The following is a 16,387-nucleotide window of genomic DNA, read 5'->3' on the forward strand; positions in this document are numbered from 1 at the left end:
GCGCGGTACAGGGCGTGCATCACTTCCCCCACGCCTCGGGCCCCTTGACCATAAGTCGACTCATGGTAGCGTCTCTGTGACGGGGGTCATAGGTGGCAGCTCCTTGGATCGATCGGCGCCTTCGCGGCCGACTCGCTACGAAATTTAAAAGAATATAAATTAGGAGAACGATGGGGTTTAAGGATTCGGCCGAGGTCAGGAAGTACATCGGTGGTATCTTCGAAACGGCCTTCGACGATGAAGAGATCGGTCCCAAGCTCGTCGGTACCGGACTCGTGGTGGCGTTCGAATTCACCGATCCTGAGGCTGTCGTCGTCATCGACATGGCGAATAAGTCGGTGCGCGAAGGGCTGGAGGGCGGACCGGCGCCGACGGCGACGATGTCCATGACGGCCGACACCGGCAACGGTTACTGGCAGGGCAAGGTCAACCTTCCGCTCGCGATGGCCAAGAAAAAGATCAAGGTCGAAGGCAACGTGGCAAGCCTGCTCAAACTGGCCCCGCTGGGCAAGAAGCTGTATCCGAGCTATATCGAGCGACTCAAGAACGACGGTCGCGACGACCTGCTCGTCTGATCGCATGTTTCCGGGCACCCACGCGGCGTCTGTGCCCGATCGGCCGGCCGTGGTCATGGCCGAGTCGGGCCGGGCCCTGACCTACGGCGAACTCGACGACAAATCGGCTCGGCTGGCGTCGGCATTGCATGCAATGGGCCTGCGCAAAGGCAACGTCATCGCCATGCTTTCGGACAACGCCGCCGAGGCATTCGAGATCTACTGGGCTGCATTACGTTCCGGCCTGTACATCACAGCGGTGAATTGGCACCTGGCTGCCGACGAAGCGGCATATATTCTGCGGGACAGCGGGGCTGAAGTAGTCATAGCCTCCTTCGGGGTGCGGGAGCTGGCAGAGCGAGTGCGCGGCCTGGCTCCTGACGTGCGGCACTGGTATTCCTTCGGCGGGGATATCGCCGGTTATCTGTCGTATGACGAGTTGCTGGCCGGAGCGCAACCACGACTGACCCATCAGCCGCGCGGGGCGGAGATGCTGTATTCCTCCGGAACCACAGGACGACCGAAGGGCATCAAGCCGCATCTGTTGCCGATCGAGGTCGACGAGCCGGGAGACCCTCTTGTCGGATTGTTGGCACACGCGTTCAAAATCTCCAGCGACGACGTATACCTTTCTCCTGCGCCGATTTACCACACCGCACCGCTGAAGTGGTGCGCCGGTGTTCAGGCGCTGGGCGGCACGGTGGTTCTGATGGAGCGCTTCGACGCAGAGAAAGCGCTGGCGGCTATCCAGAAGTATCGTGTGACGGTCACCCAAGTGGTCCCGACGATGTTCGTCCGGATGCTCCAACTGCCTGACACGGTGCGCAACGCCTACGATGTCTCTTCGCTGCGAATGGCTGTGCATGCCGCCGCCCCCTGCCCGCCCGACGTCAAGGACGCAATGATCGGCTGGTGGGGCCCGATCCTGGTCGAATACTACGGTGCGACGGAGCAGCACGGCACCACGGTGATCAACACCGTTGAGTGGCAGAAGAAGCGTGGATCGGTTGGCAAAGCCGCGCTTGGCGTCCTGCGCATCTGTGACGACGACGGCAATGAGCTGCCCGCCGGGGTCGTCGGCACCGTTTACTTCGAACGCGATGACGTGCCGTTCGAATATCACAATGATCCCGAAAAGACCGCTGCCGCACGGCATCCAGCGCATCCGAACTGGTGTACGGTCGGCGACATCGGTTATGTCGACGAGGATGGCTACCTGTTCCTGACCGATCGCAAGGCGTTCGTGATCATCTCCGGTGGGGTCAATATCTACCCGCAGGAAGTCGAGAATGTGCTGGCGCTGCACCCGAAGGTTTTCGATGTCGCGGTGATCGGCGTGCCCGATCCGGAGATGGGTGAACAGGTCAAAGCGGTAATCCAATTGCGCAGCGGCACAACACCGTCCGCTGAACTGGCTGACGAGATCATCACATACGTCCGGGACCGCATCGCACACTACAAAGCCCCGCGCACCGTCGACTTCGTTGACGAACTGCCCCGGACAGCCACCGGAAAGCTCGTCAAGAGAAGCATCAAAGCCCGTTACACGGAGGCAAGCGCATGACCGCCGAGGCAACTCAGAAGATCGAACGTCCGCCCTTCGACCCGGTCGACATCTCCAAGCTGGATTTCTGGGCGCAAAGCTTCGATGATCGCGAGAAGGCATTCAAGGTTCTGCGCGATGAACGTCCCGTCAGCTGGCACCGCCCACCCGAGGGTTCCATGATGGAGCCCGAGATCGACGGTGTCTGGGTCGTGACCCGCCACGAGGACGTCTGCTACGTCAGCAAGAACCCGGAGATTTTCTGTTCCGGACAAGGCATCACATTCGAAGCCGTTCCCGAAGAGATGCTGGACGCCACCCAGTCCTTCCTCGGCATGGACGGCGCGAAGCACTCGAGCCTGCGCAGGCTCGTCAGTTCGGTCTTCACCCCGCGACAAGTCGCCAAGATCAAGGACCAGATCGAGCACCAGGCGAAGTCGATCGTTGACGATCTGATCAAGACAACGGAGGGTGACTTCGTCCAGCAGGTGGCCAAACGCCTGCCGATGTGGACCATTTACGAGATGCTCGGCCTTCCGGAGGAGCAGCGCGACGAGGCGGCCCACCTGGCCGAGGGCATGGTGGCTTGGGCCGACCCAGACGTCGCCGCCGGTCGCGAACCCGCACAAGTTCTGAGCGATTCCCTTGTGGGGCTGCTCAACATCGGAATTGGTCTGGCCGAGGCGCGACGTGCGCATCCGCAGAACGACCTGATGACCTCGTTGGTCCAGGCCGAGGTCGATGGGCGGCGCCTCACCGACGACGAACTGGGGCCCTACTTCGTCCTGCTATCCGTGGCTGGCAACGACACGACCCGCACCACCACGGCCTTCACCACTATTGCGCTGCAACAGTTTCCGGACCAAAAAGCATTGTTGGAAAAAGACTTCGACGGTCACATCAAGGTTGCCGTCGAAGAATTCGTCCGCTGGACGACGCCCGTGATGACGTTCCGGCGCACCGCAACCCGGGACACCGAACTGCATGGCCGACAGATCCGCGAGGGCGATTGGGTCACGATGGTCTACTCCTCGGCCAACCGTGACGAGCGAGTTTTTATTAATCCGTACGAGTTCGACATCACGCGATCGCCCAACCCGCATGTCGCGTTCGGTGGCGGTGGCCCGCACTTCTGCATGGGTGCATTCATGGCGAAGATGCAGCTCGAATCGATCTTCCGCGAACTGATCTTCAGAGCGCCAAAGCTACGGGTCGGCGAGCCCGAGTATCTGACCGGAAACTTCATCACGGCAGTGAAATCGCTGCCTTACACCCTCGACTAGGAGAACCATGGCTGATTTTTCGGGCAAGCGATACGTCGTCACCGGCGCGGCATCAGGCATCGGCCACGCGGTCGCCGAGCGGTTGCTGGCCGCCGGCGCGGAGGTCTATTGTCTGGACCGCAATCCGCCGACTGCGAAGGTGACCCAACACATCGAGGTCGACCTGGCGAACCCGAACAGCATCGACACGGCCGTGGAACAAGTCGACGGCGAGTTCGACGGCCTGCTAAACATTGCCGGGATTCCCGGCACCGCGCCGGCCGACTTGGTGCTGGCCGTCAACAGTCTCGCGGTGCGCCACTTGACGGAGTTGTTCTTCGAGCGCTTGAAGCCGGGCGGTTCGGTCACCATCGTGTCGTCGACCGCCGGTTTCGGTTGGCCGCAGCGGCTCGACGCGATCCGGGATCTGCTCGCGACCAATACCTTCGAGGAGGGTGCGGCCTGGTTCAAGGCCAATCCGCAGCAGGGCAATGCTTACAACTTTTCGAAAGAAGTGAGCACCGTTTACGCGATGTCGATGGGTTTGGCTCTGGCCGAGATGGGTTTTCGTATCAACGCGGTACTGCCCGGACCGGTCGAGACGCCGATTCTGGTTGACTTCGAGGAGTCGATGGGCAAAGACACCCTCGATGGATTGAAGAATTTGCTGGGGCGGCACGCCGATCCGGACGATATCGCCAGTGTGGTGCTGTTTTTGGCCTCTGACGATGCCCGCTGGGTCAACGGCCAGGCGCTCGCAGTCGACGGCGGCATCAGCGGTGCGGTGGCGAGTGGCGTAGTGCCGCCCCCCGAAATCTGAGTGCCGGGAGAATCCGTGACCGTGCACGCGATAACGACAGCCGACAGCGCCGGTGTGCTGGCAGACCTCCGCAGGGTCTTCGCCACCGGCCGCACCCGCGCCGTGGAATGGCGCCTGGACCAACTGCGCGGCATCGAGCGGTTCGTCGGAGAGCGGGAGGCGGACATCGCCGCGGCGTTGGCCGAAGACCTGGGTCGCTCTTCGGTGGAGGCGTGGCTTGGCGATATCGCGTCAACCAAGGGCGAAGCCGCTTACGCGCAAAAGCATCTGAAGAAATGGATGCGCAGGCGGCGGGAGTCATTGCCTTTGGCGCAACTGCCTGGTCGCGCCTGGGTGCAATACGACCCGCTGGGTGTGGTGCTGCTCATCGGGCCGTGGAATTATCCGATCTACCTGAGCCTGGCGCCGCTGGTCGCCGCGGTGGCGGCAGGCAACTGCGCCGTGATCAAACCGTCGGAGTTGGCGCCCGCCACGTCGGCGCTCTTGGCGCGGTTGCTTCCGCACTACGTCGATGCCGAGGCCGTGCGGGTGGTCGAGGGCGCTGCCGCCGTCACGCAGGAATTGCTGGCTGCTGGGTTCGATCACGTCTTGTTCACCGGCGGCACCGAAGTCGGCAAGAAGATCATGGCCGCGGCGGCGCCCACGCTGACCCCGGTCACGCTGGAATTGGGCGGTAAAAGTCCGGTGATCGTCGCGGCGGATGCCGACATCGACGTCGCCGCACGACGCATCGCCTGGGTGAAGCTGTTGAACTCGGGTCAGACGTGCATCGCCCCGGATTATGTGCTCGCCGATCGCAGAATCGCCGATGCGCTAGTCGGCAAGATCGTCGCGAATTTCCGCGATTTCCGTTCCGAGGAGGCGGATTCGGGGCTCCGGATCGTCAATCAGCGGCAGTTCGACCGATTGGTTTCGTTGATCAGCACCACCGACGGCAAGGTGGTCGCCGGGGGACGGTCGGACGGCGCCTCGCTGCGGATCGAACCAACGTTGATACTCGACCCATCGCCCACCGATCCGGTGATGGCCGACGAGATCTTCGGCCCACTGCTGCCGGTCTTGAGGACCGAATCGTTGGACCACGCAATCGATTTCGTCAACGGGCTCCCGAAACCATTGGCGTTGTACATTTTCGCTTCCAGAAAGCTCGCCGGCGAACTTGTCGACCGCATCCCCTCGGGTGGCGCGGTGATCAATCACGTCGCCATGCATTGCCTCGTCTCTTCGCTACCGTTCGGCGGCGTAGGGACCAGCGGCATGGGCGCCTACCACGGCAGGTGGGGCTTCGAGACGCTCAGCCACCGCCGAGCCGTGCTGTCCAAACCGGCCAAGCCCGATCCTCGCCTAATGTATCCGCCGTATAGCCAACGGGCCCTGAACATCATGCGCAGGATGTTTTGATGAGGGTGAAAGTCGACGCCACCAAGTGTTCCGGAATCGGATTGTGCGAGGTCACCGCGCCGACGGTGTTCGAGGTAGGTGACGACGGCCAGTCGCGAGCAATCGATCCCGAACCGCCGGAAAGCGAACGCCGCGCGGTCGAACAGGCCGTGAGCGAATGCCCCACCGGCGCATTGTCAATTCAGGATTAACAGACAACGGCTATCGCTATCAAAGGTGGCCCGGGAAGGGGTCGTTCTGGCCGCTGGAGTACGGGTCGGCGTCGGCCTTCGCGCGTCGCGCAACCAGTTCCTTGAATACGCCCAGCCGGCCACCCCTGTCCTCAAGGCGGAAGTGCTTGAGCATGATGCGCGCCGCGTTCTGGCCGGGCATACCGCTGATGCCGGCGACCGGGTGTGTGCCCGACCCGGTCAGGTACAGCCCCTCGACCGGGGTCTTGTACCCGGCAAAGCCCGCCACCGGTTTGTTCGGGCCGAATCGGCTGATGGTCGGATCCACGTGGTAGACCGAACCGTCGATGGCCCAGAACCGCTCCTCGATGTCGGGCAGCACCAGCGGACGGATGGCGACTTGCATGTCTTCGACGCCCTTGTAGTACATCTCGGCGTCCTTGATGATGCTGTCGGTGATCTTCTTGCGGGCGACGTCCCAGCCGTCCTCGGGGTAGGACGGGGTGAGCCCGGTCCAGAACCACCAGAGGTCCTTGCCGGGAGGCGACATCGACGGGTCGAATGAGTTGGTCACCTGAGCCAGGCCGGGAATGGCGTCGGGCACTTTGCCGCGCACACAGGAGCGCGCGGCCTCGAGCGCCTGCTCGTAGGTGTGGTAGCAGTTGCACGCCAGTCGCAGGTCGATCCCGTCGCCGCGCCACTTCTCGTGCTTGGACATGTCGACGCGCCCGGACAGCGCCACATTGACCTTGGCGTCGGCGATGCCGCGCTTGCGGGTGGGGATGTGGTCGGCGGCGTTCTGCTTCTTGGGTTCCAGCACGCCGCGGGGCAGCAGCCGGGTTAGCGTGGTTTTAGGGCTGCATGCGGTGAGAACCGCTCGGCGGGCCCGGATTTCGATGCCGCCCCTGACTCGCACGCCGGTGCATCGGTTGTTGGTGACGATCAGCTCCTCGACGGGGGAGCTGGTGATCACGTCGCCGTGGTTGTCCTTGATGACGCCGATCAGCGCCTTGGGCAGCGACCCGGTGCCGCCGTGGAACATCGCCACGCCGTACTTGCTCAGCACGCCCAGGTAGATCAGCGACCAGCCAGACATGTCAGCGTCGAACGGCATGAAGGGCAGACCCGTCAGGAGCGGTGCACGGATCATGTCGTGTTCGAAGCTCTCTTCGATGGCCTCGGCCTGCGAGCTCGACATCCAGCGCCCGAGAGCGGACAGTTGCTTGCGATTTTTCACCACCGCCCGCGCCGACTTCAGGATGTTCTTGATCTCCGGCTCGGTGACACTGGTCTGCATCAGCGGTAGGCCGATTTCAACCGCGGCGTCGATGACTTCATAGAGTTCGAGCAACGCGCGGGCGTCCTTCTTCGAGAAGTACTCCAGTTCCGCCGCGGTCTTGCGCGGATCACGCCACAGGCCCAGCGACGCGCCATCCGCCGACAGTTGGAAATGTGCTGGGTCGATCACCGTCTGGCGCAACCCGTAGTGGCGTGACAAGCCCAGGTCCCTGTCGATGGTGGTGGTGCGGAACAGCGACGCCTGGATCGACGCCTCGTTGATCGTGTATTCCGGTGCTTCCGGCGCAAAGGGATTGGTCGATGTCATACCGCCGGCCGTGGGGGCAGCCTCCACAACGAGGACGTCGAGGCCGGCCTTGGCCAGGTATGCGGCCGCGACCAGACCGTTGTGCCCGGATCCGACGACCACAACGTCAGCCTCACGTGGTGGGGGAGCGTCCTTCATAACCAGTCCTTCGGTTGCCAGGAGCGGGCGACCCACGCTCACCTTAATCTAACTGCCGTTAAAAGAGTATCGGAATGGTTTTGCCATGTCGATGACGCCATCTGTGGCATTTGGTCCGACGGTGCTGTTCGTCATGTGTCGAAATCCAGGCACGCAACGGCCATTGCGGATGGCCCTGCATCCATGGGAACGAACGTTCTTGACCGCCCGCATAAGGGAATTACGGCTCATTGCAATAAAGGATAAAACGGCCGGAATATATAGCAAAGACCCAGTAAGAGGCCGTTAACCATCCGGACGGGAACCTTGACGCCGTGGCCGAGATTCGCGTGCCCACAGTTCTACGCGACTGTCGGTGGGCTTGGCATCCACTTCTTGCAGGTCCGCTCGCCGCATCCGACGCCCGGCCGCTAACCGTGACCCACGGTTGGCCGGCTCGGTGGTCGAATTCTTGACGCGATCGCTCCCGCTGACCGAACCGGAACGGTTCGGTGGTCACGCCGGCGACGCCTTCCGCGTGGTCATTCCCCCGCTGCCCCGATACGGGTTCAGCGACAAGCCAACAACTGTGGGGGCGGGCCCTCCGCCTGCTCCCGATCCCCGACGGAGATCACCAACATCAGCGAACGATGGCTCCGGACGCGGTTCACCGGCCTGCGCTATTACCACGCGGCCAGCGCACAGTTTTTTCCGGCGGGCTGGCGCGGACGCAGCGGGTCGAGCAATGTGTGACCCAGGATGTGGCGGTGAGCGGCCGCAGCACGTCGGCGCTGCGGCCGCTCGAAGGCCCCTCCTGCAACGCGGCATCGGGCTCTGCCGGAATTCGTCGAGGGATGTCGGTCAGGCGATGACGAGCTCGACAACGCACGAAAGTGCCGTGCAGGTCGCGCGTCGCCGTGTCGTTTTGCTTGTCCCAAGCGGAATTTGGATCGACCCACGGCCTGCCGAGGTTATCGCGTACCCGCCACCGGTACCCGTTGTGGCGCCCAGCAGCGGAAACCGGGCGCTTTGCGACGGGGACCTGGCTAAACCGACGGTCGATGCACCGAGTGAAAACCCGTCGGTTAGAATCTAATTCCATGTCAAAACCTACGGCTGAAGGACCTGCCTTGGTTGTGACGTTGGACGGTAGCGCCTGCCTGCCCCGCGAGCTTTTGGGCAACAAGGGCTATGGCATCGATGCGATGCGGCGGCAGGGATTGGCGGTGCCGCCGGCGTTCTGCATCACGACACAGGTATGTGCCAGGTTCTTCGCCGACCCAGACCGCTGCCTGGACGACATCTGGGGAGACGTGCGCGCCAGGATGGGTTGGCTCGAGGCGGAGACGTCACGCACCTTCGGGCGCGGTCCGCGGCCGTTGCTGGTCAGCGTGCGCAGCGGGGCGGCGCAATCGATGCCGGGGATGATGGACACGGTGCTCGATTTGGGCATCGACGACGCCGTCGAAGAGGCACTCGCGGGTGCTGGGTCCCCGGAGTTCGCGCGCGACACCCGCGACCGTTTCATCGACATGTACCGGCGCATCGTGTTGGGCGGTGACCCAAACGCCCAGGTGCCCGCCGATCCCTGGGCGCAGCTGCGGGGAGCGATCCAGGCCGTCTTCGCGTCGTGGAAGAGCCCCCGGGCGATCAGCTACCGGGCACATCACGGTTTGGATGAGCAAGCGGGCACCGCGGTCATCGTGCAAGCCATGGTCTTCGGCAATCTGGCGCGCGACTCGGGAACCGGCGTCCTCTTCTCCCGCAATCCCATCACCGGAGCCAACGAGCCGTTCGGTGAATGGCTGTCCCGCGGCCAGGGCGAAGATGTGGTGTCCGGCAGCAAAGACGTGCAACCCATCGCCGCGTTGCGCGACGAACAACCCGCCGTCTACGAGCAACTCATGACCGTGGCGCGGTCGTTGGAGCGCGCCAGCACCGACGTACAGGACATCGAATTCACCGTCGAAGAGGGCAAGCTTTGGCTGCTGCAGACCCGGACGGCCAAACGGTCAGCTCAGGCCGCGGTGCGCCTGTCGTTACAGTTGCGCCGCGAAGGGTTGATTGACGACGCGGAGGCGTTGCGCAGAGTGACCCCGGCGCATATCGAGGCGCTGATCGAGCCGTCGGTGCAGCCGGAAACCCGATTTGCGGCGAGGCTTTTGGCGAAAGGCCTGCCGGCGTGCCCGGGTGTGGTATCGGGTAGGGCTTACACGGATGTCGACGAAGCCCTTGACGCTGCTGAAGAGGGCGAAGACGTCATTTTGGTCCGTCCGGCAACGAGCCCCGACGACGTCCAGGGAATGCTCGCCGCCCGCGGCATTGTGACCGAGATCGGGGGAGCGACCTCGCATGCCGCCGTGGTGAGCAGGGAGATAGGCCGGCCTGCCGTGGTGGGATGCGGCGTCGGCGTGGTCGCGGCGCTCGCCGGGAAGATGATCACCGTCGACGGCCACGAAGGCGAAGTGCGCGAGGGAATTCTCGAGCGCACTACCTGGTCAGAGACTGATTCTCCCGACTTGGCCGAGCTCGCCGAGATCGCCCGCCGCGTCAGCCCGATCCGCGCTCACGCGCGTGGCGAGCACGTGGCGCTTGCCGACGCGTCGCCGGCGGCGGTGGCCGAGGCGCTCGCCGCCGGGCATGAGGACGTCGTCTCGCCGCACCCGCTGATCACCATGCTGATCGCGCTACGACTGAACGAAGACGAGAAGGGACTGGCGAATGTCTGAGTTGACCGTGTTGCGGGCCGTCCGACTCAAAGGTCGCCTGAGCGAAGCGGATCTCGTTGCCACGCTCGTCGACGACAACCCCGATGACGTCTCGGCAACGGTGGCGCAATTGACCGAAAGCGGTCTGCTGATTCAAGGCAAGACGCTTCGGATCAGCCCCGAGGGGCGCGAGCGCCTCAACGCCTTGCTGGAGGAAGAGCGTTCGGGCGTCGACCAGAAAGCCCTGGCGGCAGCGTATGAGGACTTTCGGGCCGTCAACAATGAGTTCAAAGCGGTGATGTCAGACTGGCAGATCAAGGACGGTCAACCCAACTCGCACGACGATTCCGAGTATGACGCTGCGGTGCTGAACCGCCTCAAGGACGTGCATCAGCACGCATTGCCCATCGTCGCGGCGGTCACCGCAAGCTTGCCACGGCTTGGCGCATACGCGAAGAAGCTCGACTCGGCCCTGGCCAAGGTCGAGGCCGGCGACACGACCTGGTTGGCCCGGCCGATTATCGACTCCTATCACACTGTCTGGTTCGAGCTGCACGAAGAGTTGATCGCCGCATCGGGTCTCACTCGCGAGGAGGAAGCCAGGGCTGGGCACGCGAGTTAGCGACCACCCGGAGCTTCAACGTCCCAGCCAGGTGTCTAATTTAGAATAAATTTCTGGCTGAGGGGTGATAAGCGTGAGCTCTGCGTTGACCGACGAGGAGACACTGCTGGTCGAGACGGTGCGGACGTTCATCGACCGTGACGTCAGACCCACGGTCCGCGAGGTCGAGCACGCCAACGAGTATCCCGAAAAGTGGATCGATCAGATGAAGCAGATCGGGATCTACGGATTGGCCATACCCGAGGAGTACGGCGGCTCGCCGGTGTCGATGCCCTGCTATGTGCTGGTGACCCAGGAATTGGCGCGTGGCTGGATGAGCCTGGCCGGCGCCATGGGCGGGCACACCGTGGTAGCCAAACTGCTGACGCTGTTCGGTACCGAGGCGCAGAAGAAGAAGTATCTTCCGGCGATGGCTGCCGGGGACGTACGGGCGACGATGGCGCTTACCGAACCCGGCGGTGGCTCAGACCTGCAGAATATGGCGACCACCGCCCTTCGTGACGGCGAAGACCTGGTGATCACCGGCACGAAAACGTGGATCTCCAACGCGCGTCGCTCGGGGCTGATCGCTCTACTCTGCAAGACTGATCCGAAGGCGACACCGAAGCATGCCGGCATTTCCATTGTGTTAGTGGAACATGGTGCGGGCCTCACTGTTTCGCGGGATTTGCCTAAGCTGGGCTACAAGGGTGTGGAGAGCTGCGAGTTGTCCTTCGACGGGTACCGGATCGGCGAGTCGGCGATACTCGGCGGCGTGCCCGGCAAGGGGTTTGCGCAAATGATGAAGGGCCTGGAGACCGGACGCATTCAGGTTGCCTCCCGTGCGCTCGGAGTGGCGACCGCGGCCCTCGCGGACGCACTTGCCTATGCGCAGCAGCGGGAAAGTTTCGGCAAGCCGATCTGGAAGCACCAATCGGTCGGTAACTATCTCGCCGACATGGCAACCAAACTCACCGCCGCCCGACAACTGACCTTGTATGCCGCCGCGCGTTATGACAGCGGCGAGCGCTCCGACATGGAGGCGGGCATGGCCAAGCTCTTCGCGTCGGAAGTCGCGATGGAGATCGCCCTGGATGCGGTGCGGATCCACGGTGGTTACGGCTATTCCACGGAGTTCGACGTCGAACGCTACTTCCGTGACGCGCCGTTGATGATCGTCGGCGAAGGCACCAATGAGATCCAGCGCAACGTGATTGCGGCCCAACTCGTCGCGCGTGGGGGCATCTGACCGGGTGGCGCCACCTATTGGCACCGAGTATCTCAAATATTGTCGGCCGCCGACGCCGGGACCGATAACGTCTGGCCGACTCGAGGATGAACTGCGACAGCTGCGCCCGCGGCTCGATGCGCTCACGTCCAAGCGTTTGAACAAAGGGGCTGTTGGGCAGGGATGCCGCATGATAAATTTTAACTACGGTAAGAAAACTGCGGTAACGCAGCGGTCGATATCACGCAACGAACAGGAGCAGTACGCCGATGACCGTCACTGAGACCGCTGATGCCTGGGGTCCTTTGGCCGAGCCGATCCACCTTGACGCCGCCGGAGCGACAGACCCCGTATGGAAGGACAATGCCTACCTCTCATACTGGGATACCGCGAACGAAGTTTTCGGCAGCTTTCACGTTTCGACGTCGCCGAACTGCGCGGGGGGACGACGGGCACGCTGCAGCATTTCGGTCCGGGGCAAGGTTCTTGAAATCATCGAGGACCTGGCACCGGGCAGCTTTGCCAGCTCCTCGATCAACTTTGGGCTGGACGGCGTTATCACGGTGCGGCATCCGCGGTTGCAGGCTGACTTGGTCAACGCACCGCTGTTCGTCGCGGCCGACTACGCGGTGGGCGGAGTCGTCCCCGAATTGGTCGAGGGCAAACCGTTGCAGCACTTCCAGCAGGCCTGCGAGATGACCGGCACGCTGGTCCTTGACGGTGAGGAGTCGCCGGTGCAGGCCCGCGGGATGCGGGATCGGACCTGGGGCTTCCGTGACGAATCGGCACAATGGATCGAGTATGCGGGCCTGGTGGCCATCATCGGCGACTCTTTCATTACGGTCATGAAATTCTTGGGAGCGGACGGCACGCTGCGATCCGACGGATTCCTCATCGACACGGACCGGTCACGCACCATTACCGACGTCAACTTCGGCCGCGACGCCGCCGGGCAGTTCCGGCTGGCCCGGATCCGCGACGCCGAGGGCGGTAGCCGGCTGGTCACCGTCTCGTCGAGGCTGGCCGGTTTCTTCGTGCCGATGGGCGTGGAATCTGAGGGGCCCGCATTCGGTACCTATGACGACTTCATGTCGCTCCAAAGTGGAAATGACTCGGGTGCCGGGTTTTTCGAGCAGGGCATCCTGCATCGGGTGTTCTGATCGGCCTGTTGCCTATCCGGCAGTCACTCGGACCATCGTTGGTCAGGCGTCGATCAGCGCGGGGGCCAGGCGCCGCAGTGACTCGCGGGAGAGCTCCTCTGGGGCCGAGGCGACATATACGCATACATGGTCGGCACCCGCGTCGTGATGGGCCTTGACTCTGCGGCGAATAGCGTCTTCGTCACCCCACGCGATGGCTGCGTCGACGAGTCGGTCGCTAGCGCCGCCGGCGAAGTCGGCGTCGTCGAAGCCGTTGGCGCGCTTGAGGTTGCCGGTGTAGTTTGGCAGGCTCAGATACGGTGCCAGGAACTCGCGGGCCGCCTCACGCGCCCGACTCGGATCGGCTTCCAGTACTACCGTCTGTTCGACGGCGAGCAGCTTGCCGGGGCCGAGCTTGTCGCGAGCCAAGCGCGTGCATTCCGGCGAGGACAGGTAGGTATGCGAACCGGCTGAGCGACGGCGGGCCAGGTCTAGCATCCGAGGTCCAAGCGCGGCGATCACCCGGTCCTGGATCGCCCCGGGGGAGTCGGCCTCGTCGAGGTCGTCGAGATACTGGTTCATGGCGCGCAGCGGGTGCATGTATTTCTCGCCGATCAGCGGTCCGTGGCTGACCCCGATGCCGAGCAGGAACCGACCCGGGTGCCTCGCGCGCAGTGCAGCGGCCTGACCGGCGATCGTCGCAGCGTCTTCGACCCAGATGTTGACGATGCCGGTTGCCACGGGGACGTTCGTGGTTGCGCGGAGCAAATTGGCGGCCACGTCAAGTGTTCCGGTGTGGGCGTAGCCCGGGAACCATAACGCGCCGTATCCGAGTACCTCGAACTCGGCGGCGGCCTCCCGGGCTTCACCGGGATCGCCGAACCGCAGTCCGGCGCTCCATACACCGAGCCGTCCGAGGTCAATCACCGGCTGATCTTTTCGGCGTTCTCGGCGATCTGATTTGGTATCGCATTACGCAGCAGGCAGAAGGTGACGGCGGCGATCCAGATGGTGAATGCGGCCAAACCCAGCCACCAAGCGAGGATTCCGTTGTAGGCCAGTGGCCCGGTGTGGGTGAAGTAGTTCAGTGAGCCGAAGGTGAAACTGGCTGCAGCCCAGAAGCTGAGATAGGCGAGCCAGCGCGGGAACACAGGTTGTTCGCGCCTATCCATGAGGATGACGATGCCCAGCGCGGTCGCTTCGAGCATGGTGGTCACCGGCAGGCCTACATACATGATTCCGCCGAGATCGTGAAGGCGCCAAGTGATCTCGGGATACTCAAGGGGACGAAACGCGGCTCCGAGCCAGAAAATCGTCGCAATGAGGAATTCCATCACCAGCATCACGCCCAGCGTCAGTTGGAGGCGGGACAGCGGTGCGGAGGGACCTTCGATTCGGCGCATTTGTTCGGAGATCACCACAGCCCACGGCATCAGCAAGGTCGCACCGTAAAGCGAGATGACTAGTCCGATGCGAATGCTGGTCTTTCTCTCGGCATAGATCGCCACCGTCTGCTGCATAGTATTGTTCGGTGATGGCGGCGGGACGAAACCGGCAATCGCCCACAGCCCGATCAGCAGGATGATCATCGAAACAAAACCACAGGCGGCCATCCATCGCTGATTGGTGACGTTCAACTTAGGCTCCTTGTGCTGTCGTGGGTCGGATCGATCGGGTGCGAGCGGCGCCTCAGGCCCCGTTGGTAACAGCACTCGGGCGAGTGACTCCGACCCGGTCGTACATCGCTTGGGGCACATCGGCTTCGGAATGAAAGACATAAAAATCGCAATGCCCGGTGATCCGACCGTCCTTGAGGCCCGGTTCGACTAGCAGAAAGTACGGCCCATCGCTTTCCAGGACGAGTTTGTTGGTGGCCGGACAGTGCATGCAGTAGACCGGCATCTCGTCCAGGCTGAAAGTCTCGACTCCCTTGCCGCGCACGATGGGAAGGCCCTTGGGCGGCGCATACGCGCCCTCGTCGATGAGGCGTCCCCCGCTGCCGCAGGGGGCGGTGTGCATCCGAACTCCGCCCTCCATTTCCGTCATCGTGTATTTCATGCCGTGTTGGTGGAACAGGTCGGCAAGCATAATGACGCGCTCGCGCATCGGAATCTGCGCGACCTGCGCCATCATCGGACCCATCGCCGGGCGGTTGTAACACTGCTCGACCGACTCCCAACAGTGCTCGACACCGTGGTGCTCATAGATCCAACCGGTCAATGCGGCAATCAGGTCACGGGCGAAGTGATGTGCTGGGTACCACTCGGTCTTCGAAAGGGCAAAGTGCCGCCGGGCCAGATCGAAGTCGCCCGCGTCGATTGCTGTGAGCGCCAGAACGAGTGCAGGGTGGCACATGGCTTCGCGCTCGTCCTCGTCGAACAGGAGTGCACCCGAGACCGAGAACGCGGCCCCGATCCGGGCTTCATCGCGTGGCATGCCGAGGCGCTCGAACACCGTCGCGGGAATATTGAGCGGATCTTTATGGATCGTCAAACGCAGTGGCGCACCACCGGTTCCGGCCTCGAACACGAACGGGGGATATCCCAGCCATTGGCAGCACAACCGCTCGATCTCGGATGTGACCAGACGCAGATCGGGTGCGCCGGGAATCGCGTCGGCGCGCGCCGCCGCCCACTGCTCGGAGACGAGCACTATGGTGTCCTCATCCTCCTCCACGGCCGCGAGCTCACCGGCATCCATCCGGAAAATCATCGCCAGCGACGAGACGGCCTCGCGGGACACGCCATTGCGGAACCATTCCGCCCATGGTCGCGCGATGGTGGCCAGCGCGGCGGAAATTGCATCGGTCAACGCAGCGGAGCCGAACTCACGCTCGATATAGCCCAGGGTCAACGCATTCCAGCTCACATAGATGTCGCGCAGCACGAAGTGCTTGTTGATGTTGTTCTTAGCTGTGTCGCGGGCGCCGTCGACGTCGCCATGGTCGAGCGCGGCGGCCGCCCGGTCGCCAGGTGCCGTTGCGAGGGTGCGCAGCTCCGCATCGGTGAACATCGCGGTGTAGTCGGACATTCTCGGTCCTCTCGATAAGGCCGTCCCGATTGCGTCGGCTCCATTGATCGGCTGCGGAGGCGGCGCAGGCGGGCGCGACATTGTCTCGGCATGGCGCTGGCGAGCAGGCCACGAGCTCTGTTGACACTGCGGCGTGGTCCTATATATAACAGACACCGAGTGTCCGAAACAAGGTTTGCGTGGCTGAGATGTGGGCCCAGACGTGGAC

General features: G+C 63.2%; 14 protein-coding genes. 10 read left to right on the forward strand and 4 right to left on the reverse strand.

Annotation, left to right across the window (positions count from 1 at the left end; genetic code table 11):
• The first annotated feature begins 170 nt into the window (after positions 1 to 170).
• The 6 genes from AWC19_RS16495 to AWC19_RS16520 are packed head-to-tail and all read left to right on the forward strand — an operon-like array spanning position 171 to position 5,771.
• A complete protein-coding gene (locus AWC19_RS16495) occupies positions 171 to 575 on the forward strand; it encodes an SCP2 sterol-binding domain-containing protein (protein ID WP_085079127.1) in 405 nt (134 codons plus the stop codon).
• A gap of 4 nt (positions 576 to 579) precedes the next feature.
• Positions 580 to 2,118, forward strand: coding sequence for an acyl-CoA synthetase (locus AWC19_RS16500; RefSeq protein WP_085079128.1), 1,539 nt, complete (start codon positions 580 to 582; stop codon positions 2,116 to 2,118).
• Positions 2,115 to 3,380, forward strand: coding sequence for a cytochrome P450 (locus AWC19_RS16505; RefSeq protein ID WP_085079129.1), 1,266 nt, complete (start codon positions 2,115 to 2,117; stop codon positions 3,378 to 3,380). The genes AWC19_RS16500 and AWC19_RS16505 overlap by 4 nt, the downstream gene beginning before the upstream one ends.
• 7 nt (positions 3,381 to 3,387) lie before the next feature.
• Entirely contained in the window at positions 3,388 to 4,179 is a 792-nt protein-coding gene (locus AWC19_RS16510) for a coniferyl-alcohol dehydrogenase (RefSeq protein ID WP_085079130.1), read from the forward strand.
• A gap of 15 nt (positions 4,180 to 4,194) precedes the next feature.
• Positions 4,195 to 5,580 (forward strand): aldehyde dehydrogenase family protein, encoded by a 1,386-nt coding sequence (locus AWC19_RS16515; RefSeq protein ID WP_085079196.1) that lies wholly within the window; start codon positions 4,195 to 4,197, stop codon positions 5,578 to 5,580.
• Positions 5,580 to 5,771: a ferredoxin gene (locus AWC19_RS16520; protein WP_085079131.1), complete on the forward strand. Its 192-nt coding sequence runs from the start codon at positions 5,580 to 5,582 to the stop codon at positions 5,769 to 5,771. Before AWC19_RS16515 ends, AWC19_RS16520 begins: the two co-directional genes overlap by 1 nt.
• 19 nt (positions 5,772 to 5,790) lie before the next feature.
• On the opposite strand, the gene AWC19_RS16525 is transcribed toward AWC19_RS16520, so the two are convergent.
• Positions 5,791 to 7,494 carry a phytoene desaturase family protein gene (locus tag AWC19_RS16525; RefSeq protein ID WP_085079132.1) on the reverse strand — a complete coding sequence of 568 codons (1,704 nt, stop codon included), beginning with the start codon at positions 7,492 to 7,494 and terminating at the stop codon, positions 5,791 to 5,793.
• Positions 7,495 to 8,573: 1,079 nt separating this feature from the next.
• Between AWC19_RS16525 and AWC19_RS16530 the strand changes: the two genes are divergently transcribed.
• The 4 genes from AWC19_RS16530 (at position 8,574) to AWC19_RS16545 (ending at position 13,170) form a co-directional block, all read left to right on the forward strand.
• Positions 8,574 to 10,202 (forward strand): pyruvate, phosphate dikinase, encoded by a 1,629-nt coding sequence (locus AWC19_RS16530; protein WP_085079133.1) that lies wholly within the window; start codon positions 8,574 to 8,576, stop codon positions 10,200 to 10,202.
• On the forward strand, positions 10,195 to 10,803 hold the full coding sequence (locus AWC19_RS16535; RefSeq protein WP_085079134.1) for a MarR family transcriptional regulator: 609 nt from the start codon (positions 10,195 to 10,197) through the stop codon (positions 10,801 to 10,803). The genes AWC19_RS16530 and AWC19_RS16535 overlap by 8 nt, the downstream gene beginning before the upstream one ends.
• A gap of 73 nt (positions 10,804 to 10,876) precedes the next feature.
• Positions 10,877 to 12,031, forward strand: a complete 1,155-nt coding sequence (locus AWC19_RS16540; protein ID WP_085079135.1) for an acyl-CoA dehydrogenase family protein — start codon at positions 10,877 to 10,879, stop codon at positions 12,029 to 12,031.
• Positions 12,032 to 12,279: 248 nt separating this feature from the next.
• A complete protein-coding gene (locus tag AWC19_RS16545) occupies positions 12,280 to 13,170 on the forward strand; it encodes a hypothetical protein (protein ID WP_085079136.1) in 891 nt (296 codons plus the stop codon).
• Between the two features lie 42 nt (positions 13,171 to 13,212).
• Here AWC19_RS16545 and AWC19_RS16550 read toward each other — a convergent pair whose 3' ends face one another.
• Genes AWC19_RS16550 through AWC19_RS16560 form a run of 3 tightly spaced genes read right to left on the reverse strand, consistent with a single transcriptional unit; the run spans position 13,213 to position 16,179 of the window.
• Complete coding sequence (locus tag AWC19_RS16550) at positions 13,213 to 14,076, reverse strand: TIGR03620 family F420-dependent LLM class oxidoreductase (RefSeq protein WP_308207197.1); 864 nt, start codon at positions 14,074 to 14,076, stop codon at positions 13,213 to 13,215.
• A complete protein-coding gene (locus AWC19_RS16555; RefSeq protein ID WP_085079137.1) occupies positions 14,073 to 14,786 on the reverse strand; it encodes a hypothetical protein in 714 nt (237 codons plus the stop codon). Before AWC19_RS16555 ends, AWC19_RS16550 begins: the two co-directional genes overlap by 4 nt.
• 52 nt (positions 14,787 to 14,838) lie before the next feature.
• Positions 14,839 to 16,179, reverse strand: a complete 1,341-nt coding sequence (locus AWC19_RS16560; protein ID WP_085079138.1) for a hypothetical protein — start codon at positions 16,177 to 16,179, stop codon at positions 14,839 to 14,841.
• Between the last annotated feature and the right edge of the window lie 208 nt (positions 16,180 to 16,387).

The organism is Mycobacterium palustre, assembly GCF_002101785.1.
In the GTDB taxonomy this organism is placed as follows: Bacteria; Actinomycetota; Actinomycetes; order Mycobacteriales; family Mycobacteriaceae; genus Mycobacterium; species Mycobacterium palustre.

What these genes read in the sequence shown, in the direction of transcription:
- AWC19_RS16495 (WP_085079127.1), top strand. Translation starts at nt 171, where the DNA reads ATGGGGTTTAAGGATTCGGCCGAGGTCAGGAAGTACATCGGTGGTATC.
- AWC19_RS16500 (WP_085079128.1), top strand. Translation starts at nt 580, where the DNA reads ATGTTTCCGGGCACCCACGCGGCGTCTGTGCCCGATCGGCCGGCCGTG.
- AWC19_RS16505 (WP_085079129.1), top strand. Translation starts at nt 2,115, where the DNA reads ATGACCGCCGAGGCAACTCAGAAGATCGAACGTCCGCCCTTCGACCCG.
- AWC19_RS16510 (WP_085079130.1), top strand. Translation starts at nt 3,388, where the DNA reads ATGGCTGATTTTTCGGGCAAGCGATACGTCGTCACCGGCGCGGCATCA.
- AWC19_RS16520 (WP_085079131.1), top strand. Translation starts at nt 5,580, where the DNA reads ATGAGGGTGAAAGTCGACGCCACCAAGTGTTCCGGAATCGGATTGTGC.
- AWC19_RS16525 (WP_085079132.1), bottom strand. Translation starts at nt 7,494, where the DNA reads ATGAAGGACGCTCCCCCACCACGTGAGGCTGACGTTGTGGTCGTCGGA.
- AWC19_RS16530 (WP_085079133.1), top strand. Translation starts at nt 8,574, where the DNA reads ATGTCAAAACCTACGGCTGAAGGACCTGCCTTGGTTGTGACGTTGGAC.
- AWC19_RS16535 (WP_085079134.1), top strand. Translation starts at nt 10,195, where the DNA reads ATGTCTGAGTTGACCGTGTTGCGGGCCGTCCGACTCAAAGGTCGCCTG.
- AWC19_RS16545 (WP_085079136.1), top strand. Translation starts at nt 12,280, where the DNA reads ATGACCGTCACTGAGACCGCTGATGCCTGGGGTCCTTTGGCCGAGCCG.
- AWC19_RS16560 (WP_085079138.1), bottom strand. Translation starts at nt 16,179, where the DNA reads ATGTCCGACTACACCGCGATGTTCACCGATGCGGAGCTGCGCACCCTC.